This window comes from Curtobacterium sp. PhB142, assembly GCF_004341255.1.
Taxonomy (GTDB): Bacteria; Actinomycetota; Actinomycetes; order Actinomycetales; family Microbacteriaceae; genus Curtobacterium.
In genome coordinates this window covers 652,253-666,578 of record NZ_SLUT01000001.1, presented here as the reverse complement: position 1 = coordinate 666,578, position 14,326 = coordinate 652,253, and the positions used below count along the sequence as shown (strand labels likewise).

The window sequence follows — 14,326 nt, the reverse complement described above, 5'->3', positions numbered from 1 at the left end:
CCGCCACGGGCCTCCAGTCCGTCTTCTGGTTGCGCATGCATACGCGGTATGGGCATACTCGGTATGTCCATGTTGGACGAGAGACGGGGGAAGTGTCATGAGCGTACGGATGGGCGTACTCGCGCTGCTGGTGGGGGGACCCGGGTACGGGTACCAGCTCCGGGGGGAGTTCGAGCACCGCACCGGCGGGAGCTGGCCGCTGAACATCGGCCAGGTCTACACGACACTCGACCGCCTGGAACGCGACGGCCTCGTGGCCCGCGGCGACACCGATGACGACGGCCACGTCGTCTACACGGTGACCGACGCGGGTCGCGGGGAAGTGGCGCGCTGGTTCAGCGAGCCGGTGCCCGCCAAGCGCGGGCGTGACGAACTCGCCATCAAGTTCGCGCTCGCCGTGACGGTGCCCGGCGTCGACGTCGCGCGCCTGGTGCAGGTGCAGCGCGGTGCCGCCATCCGGAACCTGCAGGACCTGACCCGGCTCAAGCGCACGACCGATCCCGCGACGGACCTGGCGTGGTCGCTCGTGCTCGAGTCGATGGTGTTCCAGGCCGAGGCCGAGGTGCGGTGGCTCGACCACGTGGAGTCGACCGTGGCGCGGTACCGGCCGGACGACCACCCGGCGGCCGACGCTGGCTCCTCGTCCCCGACCGCTGCCGACACCGCGCGGAGTGCACGGTGAGCGCCGCACCGCTCCTGCAGCTCGACGCCGTCAGCGTGCACTACGGCTCCGGCGCGAAGGCCGTCACGGCGCTGGCCGGCATCGACCTGGCCGTCCAGCGCGGCGAGATGGTCGCCGTCATGGGGACCTCGGGTTCCGGCAAGTCGACGCTGCTCGCCTGCGCCGGCACCCTGCTGCCGCCGACGAGCGGCGAAGTGCTGATCGACGGCGAGTTCGTGTCCGACCGGCCCGCCAAGGAACTCGCGGCCCTCCGCCGTCGCCTCATCGGGTTCGTGTTCCAGGACTTCAACCTGATCCCATCGCTCACCGCGGTCGAGAACGTGGCGCTGCCGCTCGAGCTCGACGGTTGGAAGGCCTCGCAGGCCCGCCGCGCCGCGGAACTGGCACTCGACAACGTCGAACTCGCACACCGCGGCGACGCCTACCCGGACGACCTGTCCGGCGGGCAGCAGCAGCGCGTCGCGATCGCCCGGGGCGTGGTCGGCGAACGTCGGCTCGTGCTGGCGGACGAACCGACCGGCGCCCTCGACTCGCAGACCGGCGAGGTGGTGCTCCGCATGCTCCGACGACACGTGGACGCCGGAGCCGGCGCACTGCTCGTCACCCACGACGCCCGGCACGCTGCCTGGGCGGACCGGATCGTCTTCCTGCGCGACGGTCGCGTGGTCGACGAGACCGTGTACTCGGGCGTGGAGCTCGCCCTGTCGGACCGGACCGCGTCGTGAGCCGGCGTCGGCGTCCGGGCACCGGCCGGACGCCGTTCGCTCTCCGGCCGGCGCTCCGTCTGGGGCGTCGACTGGCGTTCGCGAAGGCCGGTCGGGCGGCGCTGATCATCGCGCTCATCGGCATCCCCACCGCCGGGTTCGCCGCGGTGGCGGTCGTCGTGCAGTCGACGCAGCCCACGACCGCGGAGTCGCTGGACTACGACCTCGGCAAGGCGGCCGCGCAGATGCGGGTCTCCGGCCCGGACCTGCCCGGCATGCGGCAGGACCCGGTGCAGTGGCAGTTCACCGACGCGAAGCGGAACAGCCCGGTCACGGAGGCCGACGAGGACCCGCCGTTCGCGAACGTGCTCGCCCACGTGCCGGACGGTGCGCTGTCGATCCCGGTCGGCGGCACGCCCGTCGTGGTGCAGGGACCCAAGGGACCTGTCGGCCTGAGCGCGGTGGAGGGCAGCGTCTGGGACCCGTCGCTCGAGGGCCACTGGCGCGTCCTCGACGGGTCGGCGCCGACCGCGCGCAACCAACTCATGGTCACGCCGGCGACCCTCGACCGGCTCGACGCCCACATCGGTGACACCATCGACATCACCGATCCCGTCACGAAGCGGTTCACGATCACCGGGACGATGCGCGACCTCGGTTCGGCGCCCAGCGAGCAGGGCGTGTTCCTGCCGTGGGGGACGACCCTGTCGACGACCGACACCACCGACGACGCGGGTCTCACCGACGTCACCGTCTACCTGCCGTCGGACGCCCCGACCTGGTCGGAGATCCGGCAGCTCAACGCGCACGGCATCGTCGTGCAGTCCCGCCCGGTCGTGCTCGACCCGCCGGACGCCCGCCTGCCCGGCGGCCAGATGAGCTCGTCGCTCGGCTGGTACCTCGGTGCGATGGCGCTGCTCGGGGTCTTCGCGATGTTCGAGGTCGCGCTGCTCGCCGGGGCCGCGTTCCTGGTCGGCACCCGGGCGGACACCCGTTCGTACGCGATCGTCACGAGCGTCGGCGGGGACAAGCGGTTCGTCCGGACGATCGTCGCCGGGTCCGGCCTCGTGCTCGGGTCCATCGGCGCCGTCCTCGGCGTCGCGGTGGGCACCGGGATCGGCGTCGCGGTGTTCCGCCTGATCGACAACGGCGACGTCGTGTCGTTCCCCGGCTTGCACGTGCCCCCGCTCCTGCTGCTCGTGGTCGCGGCCGCCGGCGTCCTGGCCGGGCTGGTCTCCGCACTCGTCGCTGCGCGGGCCGCCACCCGCATCAACGTGCTCGCGGCGCTGCGGGGTTCACTCCGGCCCGCGCCCGTCGACCGTCCTGCTCGTCGTCGGCGACGCATCTGGGGGCCGGTGCTCATCATCGCGGGTGCCGTGATGACGCTGGCCTGCGGCGCCGGGGTGCTCATGCTCAACGACCGCCGGGTGCAGGACGACCACTGGGCCTGGGTGGTCGGTGCCGGGGTCGCGCTCGGACCGTGCCTGATGCAGCTCGGCATCGCGATCTGCTCGCCGTGGCTCCTGGCCCTGGTGTCCCGGATGTCCGCACGCCTGGGCCTGTCGGCTCGGTTGGCCGCCCGCGATGCCCGGCGCAACCCGGTCCGGACGGTGCCGGTGCTCGCCAGTGTGATGAGCGTCGTGTTCGTCGCGTCGGTCGTGATCACGTGGAGCGCATCGAGCCACGCGCAGTACGTCCGCGGGTACGAGTACACGACGGCGGTCGGGGTCGCGACGTCCGAGGTGCAGCTGTCCAGCAAGGACGGTGCCGACAGCGGGCACGACGCGGCGTTGACGGCCCACGCGGCGAAGGTCGTCGCGCGGGTGCTCGACCACGACCGGATCCGGGTGCTCGGCGTGGCCGAGGGCTGGGCGGGCGACACCCCGTCGTCCGTGACGATGCCGCACCGGTGGACGGACTTCGACTGCGACGGCTACGACTCCACGTCGTGCTCGTACTACCTCGACACCGCTGACGCGACCGTCCCGCACATCTGGACGGGCACCGTCGACGACTACGCGGTGCTCACCGGACACCGACCATCTGCTGCCGTGCGGGATGCGCTCGAGGGCGGCAAGGCGGTGTCACTGTGGCCGGAGTACGCCCACGACGGTGCCGTCCGCATCGACACGTTCCACGACCGCACGTGGGAGAGCCCGACGATCACGACGACGACGAAACCGGACGCCAGCGTGTCGATCCCGGCCGTGCTCGACGTGCAGTCGCCGCGGATCCAGGTCGGCGTCTTCATGACGAAGGCGACCGCTGCGCACTACGGGGTGCGCGCCGTCGACGGCATGCTCGTCACGACGCTGCCCGGGGACATCGCGCCCGAGCAGTGGGACGAGCTGAGTTCCGCCTGGCAGAGCTTCGGCGGCGCGGACCGCGCTCGGTGGGACGGCCCGCAGTTCGCCTACGAGGCCGGGCCGGTCGACAACGGCGCGCTGATCCGGGCGATCGTGCTCGCGCTGGCCGCGGCGGTGACGATCGGTGCGACGGCGGTGGCCATCGGGCTCGCGCGGTCCGACGGGCGCCGAGACGACGAGGTGCTCGACGCGATCGGTGCCGCACCACGACTGCGACGGCGGGTGTCGACCTGGCAGGCAGCGATCCTGGCCTCGGTGGGCGCGGTGATCGGCACCCTGCTGGGGCTGCTGCCGATGCGGGCACTCACCCTGCGGTTCACGGAGCCAGCGGTCGGGTCGAACCACATGCCGTTCGTGCCGGACTGGTCGATGCTGGCCCTGCTCGCGATCGGTCTGCCGCTCCTGGTGACGGCCGGGGCATGGCTCACCGCGCACGGCCGACGCCGCGTGGCGGTGCGGCGGGCGCACTGAGGTGTGGGGCGGCGCTGCACGTGGCGCCGTCCCGGTGCAGCCTGGTCAGGCGCCGGGCTGCACCACCATGAGCACGGCGACGACGACCCACACCAGGTTGAACAGGCCGACCAGGGCAGCGAGCTTCCGCGGCGAGCGCTCGGTCCCGTTCCCGCGCAGGACCTCGCGCTGTTCCGGTAGGACCCCGAGCGCGAGGATCCCCGCAGCCACCGCGGTCAGACCGATCGAGACGAGCAGCCACGCCTCGTCGAGTGCCCCGACCTCGAACGCCAGGGCCGTGCCGAAGGTCGGAACCGCGAGCGAGATGATCGAGTACACGTGGCAGATCCGGTGCAGGACCCTGGCGACCGCTCGGGCCCCCTGGTCGCCCGGATCGACGACGAGCGCGCGGGCCGGCTTCGGGAACATGCTCCCGGCGACCGCGACGGGCCCGAGGGTGAGCAGCGCCGCCACGACGTGCACGGTGAGGAGGACGCTGGACATCCCTTCCAGCCTAGGGCGCGGGTGTCGTGCTCACGTGCCGGTGCGGAAGGACTCGACGTCGACGTGCACCCCGTCGGGTCCACCGCCGAGCCGCATCCGTTCCACCGCGGCGTCCCCGCGGAGCGGCATGACGAGGTCGGTGCCCATCGCCCGGTCGACCGCCGCGTAGCCCGCTGCATCCCACCCCGCCTGCACGCGCGGTGCCAGGTCCTGCGGACGGACGGTGGGCAGCACGAGCGACCCGGTCCACCGCCGTCCACCGTCGTCGCACCGCTCCGCGACGAGTTCGACCTGCGGCGGCCGGGCAGCGGCGGGCGTCGGTGACGACAGGTCGTCGAGGGGGCCGGCCCAGCGGATCGTGTCCTCGAGCAACGCGCGGGTGTCCGCCTCGATCGCGTCGGCGTCGAGCGTCGTCGTCGTGGTCGGCACCGGCCCGGGCCAGTCCGGGTCCGTCGTCGGTGCGGCGGTCACCGCGACGTCCGGAGCAGGGCCGACCGACCCGTCCGGCAACCCGCTCCCCGTGAGCAGCGGACCGACGGCGAGCGACCCGACCACCGCGATCGCGACGACCGCGTCCAGCGGCCACAGGAACTCGGGCACCTGGACGGCCTCGTCAGCCCTCGTGGCCCGTGTCCGGCGCAGCCACAACGCGACGGTCAAGAACCCCACCCCGACCGCCACGACCGCCAGCTCGATGGGGAGCGGCACGATCCCGAGCCCGGCAGCCCACCACGTCGCCGGCAGTGCGGTTGCGATCGCGGTGGTCAGGTACGACGCGGCGAACAACCGGGTCTCGCGTCGCGGCAGGACCTCGTCGGCGCCGCGTGGGCGGGACAGTATCCACGCCGTCGCCACGACCGCGTTGACGCCGACCCCGATGCGTCCGAGACCGAGCCCCACGAACTGGCCGAAGTCCCACCAGATCTGCGTGTCGTCCTCCACCTCGTACCGGGTGTGTCCCGCGCCGTGCAGCAGCACGAGGACGCCGGCCACCCCGAGCAGGTAGAGCGCCCACGACCACCGCGGCACCGCGAGTCGTCGGAGCGCGGCGGCGACGAACAGCACCGACACGGGCATGAGCAGCAGCAGCCCGACACCGGCCACGCTGTCGAACGCGTTCGGATCCACGCCACGACGCTAGGGCCTCGATCGCCGGGCGACGGCCCCCGGCGGCGCTGCTACATCCGAGGACCCATCGCGATCGGCACCTCGGCCAACACGACCTCGTCGTTCATCGGGATCGGACCGCGCACCCGGGGGACCCCGTCGACCCACTCGACCGGCACCCCCGCAGCTGCGAGCCCCTCGACGCTCAGGTCGATCCGGAGCAGGGGCAGCGCGAGGTCGCCGTACCGCTCGGTGACGACCTCGGACACCCGGTCGGGCGTGGTGGCACGGACGTACCCGCCCGGCTCGAGCGGCACGCCACGGGTGGACACCTCGTACTCGCCGAACCCGCGGCTCATCTCCCAGTCGTCGGCGATCGCCACGTGACAGACCACATCGGTCATGGACCCTCCTCGGTAATGAGACGGGAGCGTATCATTACCGCTAGGATGGGTCCGTGAACAAGCGAGGACGTCCGACCGCCGACGAGCGGATCGCCCGTGACGAGCGGATCCTCGACGTCGCGACCGACCTGTTCCTGGAGCACGGGTTCGCGGGCGTCGCACTCGACCGCGTCGCCGCCGAGGCCGGGGTCACGAAACGCACGCTCTACACGGCGTTCGGCGACAAGCCCGCGATCCTCCGAGCGGTCGTCCGGCGGCAGCACCCGTACGCCGACCAGCCCACGGCGGACCTCGTGTCCACGGCTACAGCGATCGGCAGCGCGTTGTTCTCGGACCGTGCTGTCGCCCTGCACCGGCTCGTCATCGCGGAGTCGACGCGGTCACCCGAGCTCGCGCGCGAGTTCCACGAGGCCGGGCCGCTCGCCGCGCAGCAGGCCCTGGTCCGCGCCGGAACCACTCCGGAGACCGCCGCCGAGCTCTTCACCCTGCTGCTCGGGGAGCTCCACCGCCAGCGCCTGCTCGGCCTGGCTCCGGCCCCGACGGCGGCCGCGGTCGCCGCACGCGCCGCGCGTGCCGTCGCGGTGCTCTCGACGTGACCCCAGGGCGGACGGGAGGCCCGTGGCGGCGCCGCCACGGGCCTCCCGTCCGCCACATGGTGAGCAGAAATGGTCGGGTGGCCGTCGCGGACCCGACCATTCCTGCTCACGAAGCGGCGAGCGATGCGGCGCGCATCGCGCTCAAGCGGGGTCGGGCAGCGCCTCCGCGTACGTGCGGAACTCGCCGCGCTCCGCGTGGATGGCCCACAAGCGATCCGCGATGGACTCGCCGGAGTGCTCCGGCTGCCCGTCGTCGATGCCGAACGGGATGATGAGCTGACCGACGTGGACCTGCTCGTCGCGCACGGCGTCGTGCAGGAGCTGGGCGTAGGCGCTCTCGGCCGCGAAGGCGACCGAGGTGCCGGTGACCCGGGCGCCGGGACGCACCGCACTGCCGCCGTTCACGTACAGGATCGTGCCGTGGCCGATCGCGCGCATGCCGGGCAGCACCTGGCGGACCGCGTTGACCGAGCCGTAGACCGAGAACTCGATCGGGCCGACCAGGTCGTCCGCGGTGGTCTCGAGCACCGGACGCATGTACTCCTTGGCGGGGAGCGGGCTGTACTGCAGCACCTCGATGGGGCCGAGCTGCTCGGTCGCACGCTCGAGGGCGCTGCGGAGCGAATCGCCGTCACGGACGTTCGCGGCGAACCCGGCGGCCGTGATGCCCTGCTCGCGCAGCGACGCGGCGAGGCCGTCCAGGCGGTCCTGGTTGCGGGAGACGAGGGCGATCGAGAAGCCCTCGCGGCCGAAGCGTTCGGCGACGGCGAGACCGAGGCCCTTGCCGGCCCCGATGATGGCGATGGTGGTCATGCGGAGTACTCCTCGTCGGTGACGTGCTCGAGCCAGGTGGTGGTGGTCGCCGGGTCGTCGGCGAGGTCGAGCATCGCGAGGTGCTCCATGTAGTCCGTCGGGGTCGCACCGTGCCAGTGCTCCTCACCGGCCGGCGTGTAGACGGTCTGCCCGGCCTGGACCTCGACGACGCCGCCGTCACGGGTCCCCATCCGCGCGACGCCCTCGGTGACGTGCAGGGTCTGGCCGTTGGCATGCGAGTGCCAGGCGGTGCGGGCGCCGGGCAGGAACCGGACCTTCGCGACGGTCATCGACTGGCCGGCTTCCCTCGGGCTGGCGATGGCGTCGAGGTACACGTCGCCGGTGAACTGCGCGGCCGGGTTCTTGACGGTCGGCTGCTTCGGTTGGATCTCCATGGCCCCGACGGTAGGCCGATGTGCGCACCGGAGGGAGGTGCCGGCCGTACCCCTCAGCCGTTTCCCGAACACGACGTGTGTGATCGACGCACGATCCGGGAGGACCACCGTGGACAGCAGCGAACACCCGACCCAGCAGCCGAGCCCGACCCGCACTCGACGCGCCTGGTCCGCAGCGGGCATCGCCGCGGTGGCCGCCCTCGCCCTGAGCGGCTGCGCCGATGCCGCACCGGACGACGACCGCGGCTCGTCGGCGAGCGCCCGCGCCACCGCCCCCGCCGACCTGCCCACCGGGCAGGTCGCGCTCGACGGCGACACCAGCGACGTGGTCACCGGGCTCGAGGCACCGTGGTCGGTCGTCCGCACCGGCGACGACGGCGACGCCCTGGTCAGCGAACGCGACTCCGCGAAGGTCCTCGAGCTGCAGGACGACGGCACGACGCGCGAGGTGGGCACCGTCGACGGCGTCAGCCACGGCGGCGAGGGCGGGCTGCTCGGGCTGGCCCTGCACGACGACGACCTGTTCGTGTACTCGACGGCCGACGACGGCAACCGGATCCAGCGGTTCGAACTGACGGGCAGCGCCGGGTCGTGGGCGCTCGGTGACGCCACGACGATCATCGACGGGCTGCCGTCGAACACGTTCCACGACGGTGGCCGCATCGCGTTCGGCCCCGACGACATGCTCTACGCCAGCGTCGGGGACGCCGGCACGAGCAGTGACGCGCAGGACGAGGACTCGCTCGCGGGCAAGATCCTGCGGCTCACCCCGGACGGCGACGTACCGGACGACAACCCGTTCGACGGGTCACCCGTCTGGAGCCTCGGGCACCGCAACGTGCAGGGGTTGGGATGGTCGTCGGACGGCACGATGTTCGCGTCGGAGTTCGGCGAGAACACCCTCGACGAGCTGAACGTGATCGAGGCGGGCGAGAACTACGGCTGGCCCGAGGTCGAGGGTGAGGGCGAGGGCGGCGAGGACCAGGGCTTCGTCGACCCGGTGCAGCAGTGGTCGACGGACGAGGCGTCCCCGAGCGGCCTGACGGTCGTCGACGACACCGTGTTCGTGGCCAACCTGCGCGGCGAGGTGCTCCGGGCGATCCCGGCGGACGACCCGGGGACGTCGACCGAGTACTTCCCGGGCGACTTCGGCCGGATCCGGACCGTGCTCGAGGGGCCGGCGGACACCCTCTGGTTCGTCACGAACAACACCGACGGCCGTGGTGACCCCGCAGCGGGGGACGATCGCATCGTCTCGGTCCCGCTCACGCGGTCGTGACGACCCCACAGGGGTTCCGGCAGCCCCTCGCTCGCACGCTGTCCAGCCGGTTACCGTGACGGCATGAACCACCGCGACGAAGCCCGCGACTTCCTGTCCAGCCGTCGCGCCCGCATCACCCCCGAGCAAGCCGGGGTCGAGACGTTCGGCACCCGCCGTCGGGTCACCGGGCTCCGGCGCGAAGAGGTCGCACGGCTGGCAGGCGTCAGCATCGACTACTACACGCGGTTGGAGCGGGGGAACCTGCAGGGCGTCTCGGACAGCGTGCTCGAGGCCGTCGCCGGCGCACTGCAGCTCGACGCCGCCGAGCTCGAGCACCTGCGCGACCTGTCCCGGCACCAGAACGCGACACCGCGGCGCGCGGGCAAGGTCGTGCCGGTGGCGGCCGTCCGCCCGGAGCTGCAGTACCTGCTCGACGTCATCACCGATGCGCCGGCGATGATCATCAACAACCGGCAGGACATCGTCGCCGCGAACGCGCTCGGCTACGCGATGCACTCCGACCTGGTGGCGGCACCGGCCCGGCCGATGAACTTCTCGCGCTTCATCTTCCTCGACCCGCAGGCCCGGAACTTCTACCAGGACTGGCAGCGGGCGGCGCACACGAACGTCGCGATCCTGCGGCGCGAGGCCGGGCGTACACCGAACGACCGCGACCTCGCAGCACTCATCGGCGAGCTGTCGATGCGGAGCGACGACTTCCGCGCCCTGTGGGCGGCGCACGACGTCCGCCGCCACTACGCCGGCGTGAAATCCTTCCGGCACGCTGTCGTCGGTCCGCTCGAGCTGCACTTCCAGACGCTCGAACTCGCCGAGGACCCCGGGCTCGCGCTCACGATCTACCCGGCGACCCCGGGCAGCCCGACCGCCGACGCGCTCCGCCTGCTCGCCTCGTGGGCGGCGACGGAGGGCATCGCGGAGCGGGCGCGCCAGCTCACCTGACGCGGTGGTCGCGACCATTCCAGGGCCGGGAGGCACGGGGCGCGACCGCACCGCGCCTCCCGGCCGCCCGTGGTCGCGTCAGACCTCCGGGATCACCCGCTCGAAGCGGCTCGTGTCCGCACCGTCGGGGTCCGGGCCGTTCCGGCGGCCCGTGTCGAGCGCGTCCAGGGCCCTGAGGTCGTCGTCGGACAGCACGAAGTCGAAGACGTCGAAGTTCTCCGCGATCCGTCCGGGGTTCGTCGACTTCGGGATCGCGTTCCGCCCCTGCTGCACGTGCCAGCGGAGCATCACCTGCGCCGGCGTCTTGCCGTGCGTCTGGGCGATGGTCCGGATCGTCGGGTCGTCCATCACGCTGACCCGCTCGTCACCCCAGCCCGGGTAGAAGGTGATCCCGCCGATGGGGGACCACGCCTGGTCGAGGACCCCGTGCTCCGCGTCGGCGCGCTGCACGTCCGGCTGCGTGAAGTACGGGTGCAGCTCGACCTGGTTGAGCGCCGGGATGACGTCGGTCGCGTCGAGCAGCGACTGCAGGTGGTGCGGCATGAAGTTGCTCACGCCGATCGCTCCGACCCGACCGTCGGCGTGCAGCGTCTCGAGCGCCTTGTACGCCTGCACCGTCCGTTCGAAGCGGTCCGGCGCGGGCTGGTGCAGGATCAGCACGTCGACGCGGTCGAACCCGAGCTTGCCGGTGGCCTTCTCGAACGCGTGCAGGGTCTCGTCGTAGCCGTAGTCGGAGACCCAGATCTTCGTCTCGACCACGATCTCGTCGCGGTCGACGCCGGAGGCGCGGATGCCCTCGCCGACCTCGCGTTCGTTGCCGTACGCGGCGGCGGTGTCGATGTGGCGGTACCCGGTCTCCAGTGCCGTGCGGACCGCGTCCACGGTCTCGTCGGGTGCGCTCTGGAACACGCCGAAGCCGATCGCGGGGATCTCGAGTCCGTTGTTGAGGGTGAGTGTGTCCATGCCCATGACGCTAGGCCGGTGCCCCTGACCCTGACGGGTACCAGCAACCCCTTCTTCCCCGCCCGGCACCGTCCTACCGTGGACGCATGGACACCAAGAGCGAAGTGCGCGACTTCCTCCGCACCCGCCGCGAGCGCGTCACGCCGCAGCAGGTCGGCCTGCCCGACTTCGGTGGCGCCCGACGGGTCAAGGGTCTCCGCCGCGAGGAGCTCGCACTCATCGCCGGCATGAGCGTCGACTACTACATCCGCCTCGAGCGCGGGAACCTCACCGGCGTCTCGGAGAGCGTGCTCGAGTCGCTGTCGCGTGCGCTGCGCCTCGACGACGCCGAGCACGCGCACCTGTTCGACCTGGCGCGTGTGCAGAACGCATCGGCGACCACGCGGCGGAAGCCCCCGACGTCGAAGGTCCGGCCGACCGTGCAGCGCATGCTCGACGGCATGACCATGCCCGCGTGGGTGCGCAACGGCCGCTCCGACTTCCTGGCCGGCAACGCCCTGGCACGCGCGCTGTACTCGCCGCTGTTCCTCGACCCCGCCGGCACCCCGAACACCGCCCGCTTCGCGTTCCTCGACCCACGCGGTCAGGAGTTCTGGCGCGACTGGGACGTCGTCGCGAGCGACATGGTGGCCGTGCTCCGTGCCGAGGCAGCCCGGTCGCCGTACGACAAGGAACTGACCGACCTGATCGGCGAGCTCTCCACCCGCAGCGAGGAGTTCCGGCAGCGCTGGGCCGCGCACGGCGTCATGCGACACCTGAACGGCTCGAAGCGGGTGCACCACCCCGAGGTCGGCGACCTCGACCTGACGTACGAGACGATGGAGCTCGCGACCGACACCGGTCTGACGCTCATCGCCTACGGCACCGAGCCGGGCTCACCGTCCGAGGAACGCCTGCAGCTGCTCGCGAACCTCGTCGCCACGACGGCCGCAGCCGTCCCGGAACCGGAGGACGCATGAGCGAGACCGAGTCCGTCCCGACGACCGCAGCCGCCGCACCGCTCGGGTTCCTCGGCCGGTTGCGGTTCCGCTGGCGCGCTGAGCAGGAGATCCACGATCTGACCCGCGACCGTGCGCTCGAGGAGCGCGTGCGTGCCGAGGCCGCCGTGCGGCTCGCGCCCGGCCCGTGGCACCTCGGCGAGCTGTTCCGACGTCGTTGACGCATCGACAGGGCGGACGGGAGGTGGGCCCCACCCGCCGGTTCCGGCGTGACGCGCCAGCGGCGCGCCGGCCGTGACGGGAGGCCCGTGGCGATGCCGCCACGGGCCTCCCGTCCGTCACTCGGTCGCGTCTCGGTCAGCCGCGTGCGTCCGCAAGGTCCTGACGGACTGCCGCGGGTTCCGCGTCGAGCGGCTGGTTCTCCCGGTCGCGGATGCCGTCGACACCCGTGTCCGGGTCGAGCGCCGCGAACACCGGCCCGAGGTCGGCCTGCTCCGGACCGCGCTCGGCGACGAGTTCGAGCGTCCGGCCGACCGCGGTCTCCGTGGTCAGGGCGTCGACCAGGACCCGCGCGATCTGCCGCCGGGCGATCACCCCGTCCGCAGGGCTGCCCGCGTGACGGGTGTCGCCCTGCAGGAACGTGACCTCGAGCTGGTCCGGGCCGTTCATGTCGAACCACGACGGCCGGACGATCGTGTACGCGTTGCCGGAGGCGCGGACGAGTCGTTCGCCACGGCGCTTCCAGTCGTGCGTCGTACCGCGTCGCGTGACGCCGATGCTCGTCATCAGCGCGATGCGCACCGGGCGACCGTCGAGCGCGGTCAGGACGTTCCGGACCGCGCCGTAGTCGACCGCCTCGGCGTCGTCGCTTCCGTAGGCCGCGCCGTGGGTGAACACCACGGCGTCGATGCCGGCCACCGCGTCGCGGAGCGAGTCCGCGCGGGTGAGGTCGCCGACGACGACCTCGGCGGCCGGGTCGAGCCGACCGGCTCGCGACCCATCACGCACGAGGGCACGGGTGGTGTGCCCCTGGCGGACCGACTCCGCGACGACGAGGCGACCGACGCTGCCGGTCGCCCCGACGACGAGGACCGTCAGGCCGCTCACCGGCGACGTGCGGCGGGCACCAGGGTGTGCTGCCCGTAGCTGTTGTCGTCGGGGTTGATCGTGACGCCCGGTGCGACGAGCTCGTCGATGCGGTCCAGGACCTCGTCGCTGAGCACGCGGTCGGCGGCGGGGAGCTGCGACTCGAGCTGCTCCATGGTGCGCGGGCCGATGATCGCGCTCGTGACGCCGGGGTGCCGGATCACCCACGCCAGCGACATCTCGATGAGGGACATGTCCTGCGACTCGGCCAGGAGTGCGAGTTCCTCGACGATGTCGAGCTTCCGCTGGTTCGCGGGCGTCGACATGTCGAACCGGGCCGCGGGGCGGTGCTTCGCCGTGGGGGTCCCGGGAGCGTCCTTGCGCCAGCGGCCACTGAGCCAGCCGCCGCCGAGCGGGCTGTAGACGAGGGTGCCCATGCCGTAGCGCTGCGTGGTCGGCAGGACGTCCTCCTCGATGCCGCGCACCAGGATCGAGTACGGCGGCTGCTCGGTGCGGAAGCGCTCCAGACCACGGCGCTCCGAGGTCCACTGGGCCTCGACGATCTCGGCGCCCGAGTACGACGACGATCCGATGTTCCGGACCTTGCCCTGGCGGACCAGGTCGGTCAGGGCGCCCAGGGTCTCCTCGACGTCCGTCGTCGGGGACGGACGGTGCACCTGGTACAGGTCGATGTGGTCGGTGCCGAGGCGGCGCAGGGAGTTCTCGACCTCCTGCATGATCCAGCGGCGCGAGCCCCCGGAGCGGTTCGGGCCCTCACCCATCGGCATGAAGAACTTGGTGGCGAGCACGACGTCGTCACGGCGGTCCTTGATGGCCTTGCCGACGATCTCCTCGGAGACGCCGTCCGAGTAGGCGTCGGCGGTGTCGACGAAGTTGATGCCCGCGTCGAGGGCGCGGTGGATGATCCGGATCGAGTCGTCGACGTCGGCGTTCGCCCACGGGCCGAACATCATGGTGCCCAGAGCGAGCGGGCTCACCTCGACGCCCGTGCGTCCGAGCTGGCGGTACTCCATGGTTTCCTCTCCGTGCCCGCGGGTCTCGCCGGGCACGGCTGCCACGCTAGGCCGGTCACCCAC

Annotated in this window: 16 protein-coding genes; 8 read left to right on the top strand and 8 right to left on the bottom strand. The window is 72.2% G+C overall.

All coding sequences use genetic code 11. The annotated features are described in order from the left end of the window. Positions 1 to 97 precede the first annotated feature (97 nt). The 3 genes from EDF31_RS03305 to EDF31_RS03295 are packed head-to-tail and all read left to right on the top strand — an operon-like array spanning position 98 to position 4,223. Entirely contained in the window at positions 98 to 682 is a 585-nt protein-coding gene (locus tag EDF31_RS03305) for a PadR family transcriptional regulator (protein ID WP_235035889.1), read from the top strand. Then, a complete protein-coding gene (locus EDF31_RS03300; RefSeq protein ID WP_123292992.1) occupies positions 679 to 1,407 on the top strand; it encodes an ABC transporter ATP-binding protein in 729 nt (242 codons plus the stop codon). Before EDF31_RS03305 ends, EDF31_RS03300 begins: the two co-directional genes overlap by 4 nt. Then, positions 1,404 to 4,223, top strand: a complete 2,820-nt coding sequence (locus EDF31_RS03295) for an FtsX-like permease family protein (protein ID WP_131845146.1) — start codon at positions 1,404 to 1,406, stop codon at positions 4,221 to 4,223. The genes EDF31_RS03300 and EDF31_RS03295 overlap by 4 nt, the downstream gene beginning before the upstream one ends. Positions 4,224 to 4,268: 45 nt before the next feature. On the opposite strand, the gene EDF31_RS03290 is transcribed toward EDF31_RS03295, so the two are convergent. From EDF31_RS03290 to EDF31_RS03280, 3 genes are read right to left on the bottom strand one after another with little or no spacing between them, the layout of a single operon-like run. Further along, positions 4,269 to 4,706, bottom strand: a complete 438-nt coding sequence (locus EDF31_RS03290) for a hypothetical protein (RefSeq protein WP_131845145.1) — start codon at positions 4,704 to 4,706, stop codon at positions 4,269 to 4,271. Between the two features lie 30 nt (positions 4,707 to 4,736). Next, the gene (locus EDF31_RS03285) at positions 4,737 to 5,834 is read right to left on the bottom strand and encodes a hypothetical protein (RefSeq protein ID WP_131845144.1); all 1,098 of its coding nucleotides are present in this window, start codon (positions 5,832 to 5,834) and stop codon (positions 4,737 to 4,739) included. 50 nt (positions 5,835 to 5,884) lie between these two features. Next, complete coding sequence (locus tag EDF31_RS03280) at positions 5,885 to 6,217, bottom strand: DUF952 domain-containing protein (protein ID WP_131845143.1); 333 nt, start codon at positions 6,215 to 6,217, stop codon at positions 5,885 to 5,887. 53 nt (positions 6,218 to 6,270) lie between these two features. Here EDF31_RS03280 and EDF31_RS03275 point away from each other — a divergent pair, with 53 nt between their 5' ends. After that, entirely contained in the window at positions 6,271 to 6,813 is a 543-nt protein-coding gene (locus EDF31_RS03275; protein WP_131845142.1) for a TetR/AcrR family transcriptional regulator, read from the top strand. Between the two features lie 141 nt (positions 6,814 to 6,954). On the opposite strand, the gene EDF31_RS03270 is transcribed toward EDF31_RS03275, so the two are convergent. Together EDF31_RS03270 and EDF31_RS03265 are read right to left on the bottom strand one after the other, a co-directional pair. Beyond that, positions 6,955 to 7,626, bottom strand: a complete 672-nt coding sequence (locus EDF31_RS03270; protein WP_131845141.1) for an SDR family NAD(P)-dependent oxidoreductase — start codon at positions 7,624 to 7,626, stop codon at positions 6,955 to 6,957. After that, positions 7,623 to 8,021 (bottom strand): cupin domain-containing protein, encoded by a 399-nt coding sequence (locus EDF31_RS03265; RefSeq protein ID WP_131845140.1) that lies wholly within the window; start codon positions 8,019 to 8,021, stop codon positions 7,623 to 7,625. Before EDF31_RS03265 ends, EDF31_RS03270 begins: the two co-directional genes overlap by 4 nt. Before the next feature lie 109 nt (positions 8,022 to 8,130). Here EDF31_RS03265 and EDF31_RS03260 point away from each other — a divergent pair, with 109 nt between their 5' ends. Beyond that, positions 8,131 to 9,300 (top strand): PQQ-dependent sugar dehydrogenase, encoded by a 1,170-nt coding sequence (locus EDF31_RS03260; RefSeq protein WP_243649820.1) that lies wholly within the window; start codon positions 8,131 to 8,133, stop codon positions 9,298 to 9,300. Positions 9,301 to 9,363: 63 nt separating this feature from the next. Then, the gene (locus EDF31_RS03255; protein ID WP_131845138.1) at positions 9,364 to 10,242 is read left to right on the top strand and encodes a helix-turn-helix transcriptional regulator; all 879 of its coding nucleotides are present in this window, start codon (positions 9,364 to 9,366) and stop codon (positions 10,240 to 10,242) included. Positions 10,243 to 10,320: 78 nt separating this feature from the next. Here EDF31_RS03255 and EDF31_RS03250 read toward each other — a convergent pair whose 3' ends face one another. Then, the gene (locus tag EDF31_RS03250; protein ID WP_207896073.1) at positions 10,321 to 11,211 is read right to left on the bottom strand and encodes an aldo/keto reductase; all 891 of its coding nucleotides are present in this window, start codon (positions 11,209 to 11,211) and stop codon (positions 10,321 to 10,323) included. An 80-nt stretch (positions 11,212 to 11,291) separates the two neighbouring features. On the opposite strand from EDF31_RS03250, the gene EDF31_RS03245 reads away from it, so the two are divergent. Both EDF31_RS03245 and EDF31_RS03240 read left to right on the top strand, forming a co-directional pair. Next, positions 11,292 to 12,164: a helix-turn-helix transcriptional regulator gene (locus EDF31_RS03245; RefSeq protein WP_131845136.1), complete on the top strand. Its 873-nt coding sequence runs from the start codon at positions 11,292 to 11,294 to the stop codon at positions 12,162 to 12,164. After that, on the top strand, positions 12,161 to 12,364 hold the full coding sequence (locus EDF31_RS03240) for a hypothetical protein (protein ID WP_123671333.1): 204 nt from the start codon (positions 12,161 to 12,163) through the stop codon (positions 12,362 to 12,364). The genes EDF31_RS03245 and EDF31_RS03240 overlap by 4 nt, the downstream gene beginning before the upstream one ends. Before the next feature lie 136 nt (positions 12,365 to 12,500). Here the strand turns inward: EDF31_RS03240 and EDF31_RS03235 are convergent, their stop codons facing one another. Continuing rightward, the gene (locus tag EDF31_RS03235; RefSeq protein WP_207896074.1) at positions 12,501 to 13,250 is read right to left on the bottom strand and encodes an SDR family oxidoreductase; all 750 of its coding nucleotides are present in this window, start codon (positions 13,248 to 13,250) and stop codon (positions 12,501 to 12,503) included. Then, positions 13,247 to 14,263, bottom strand: coding sequence for an aldo/keto reductase (locus EDF31_RS03230; protein WP_123292981.1), 1,017 nt, complete (start codon positions 14,261 to 14,263; stop codon positions 13,247 to 13,249). The genes EDF31_RS03235 and EDF31_RS03230 overlap by 4 nt, the downstream gene beginning before the upstream one ends. Between the last annotated feature and the right edge of the window lie 63 nt (positions 14,264 to 14,326).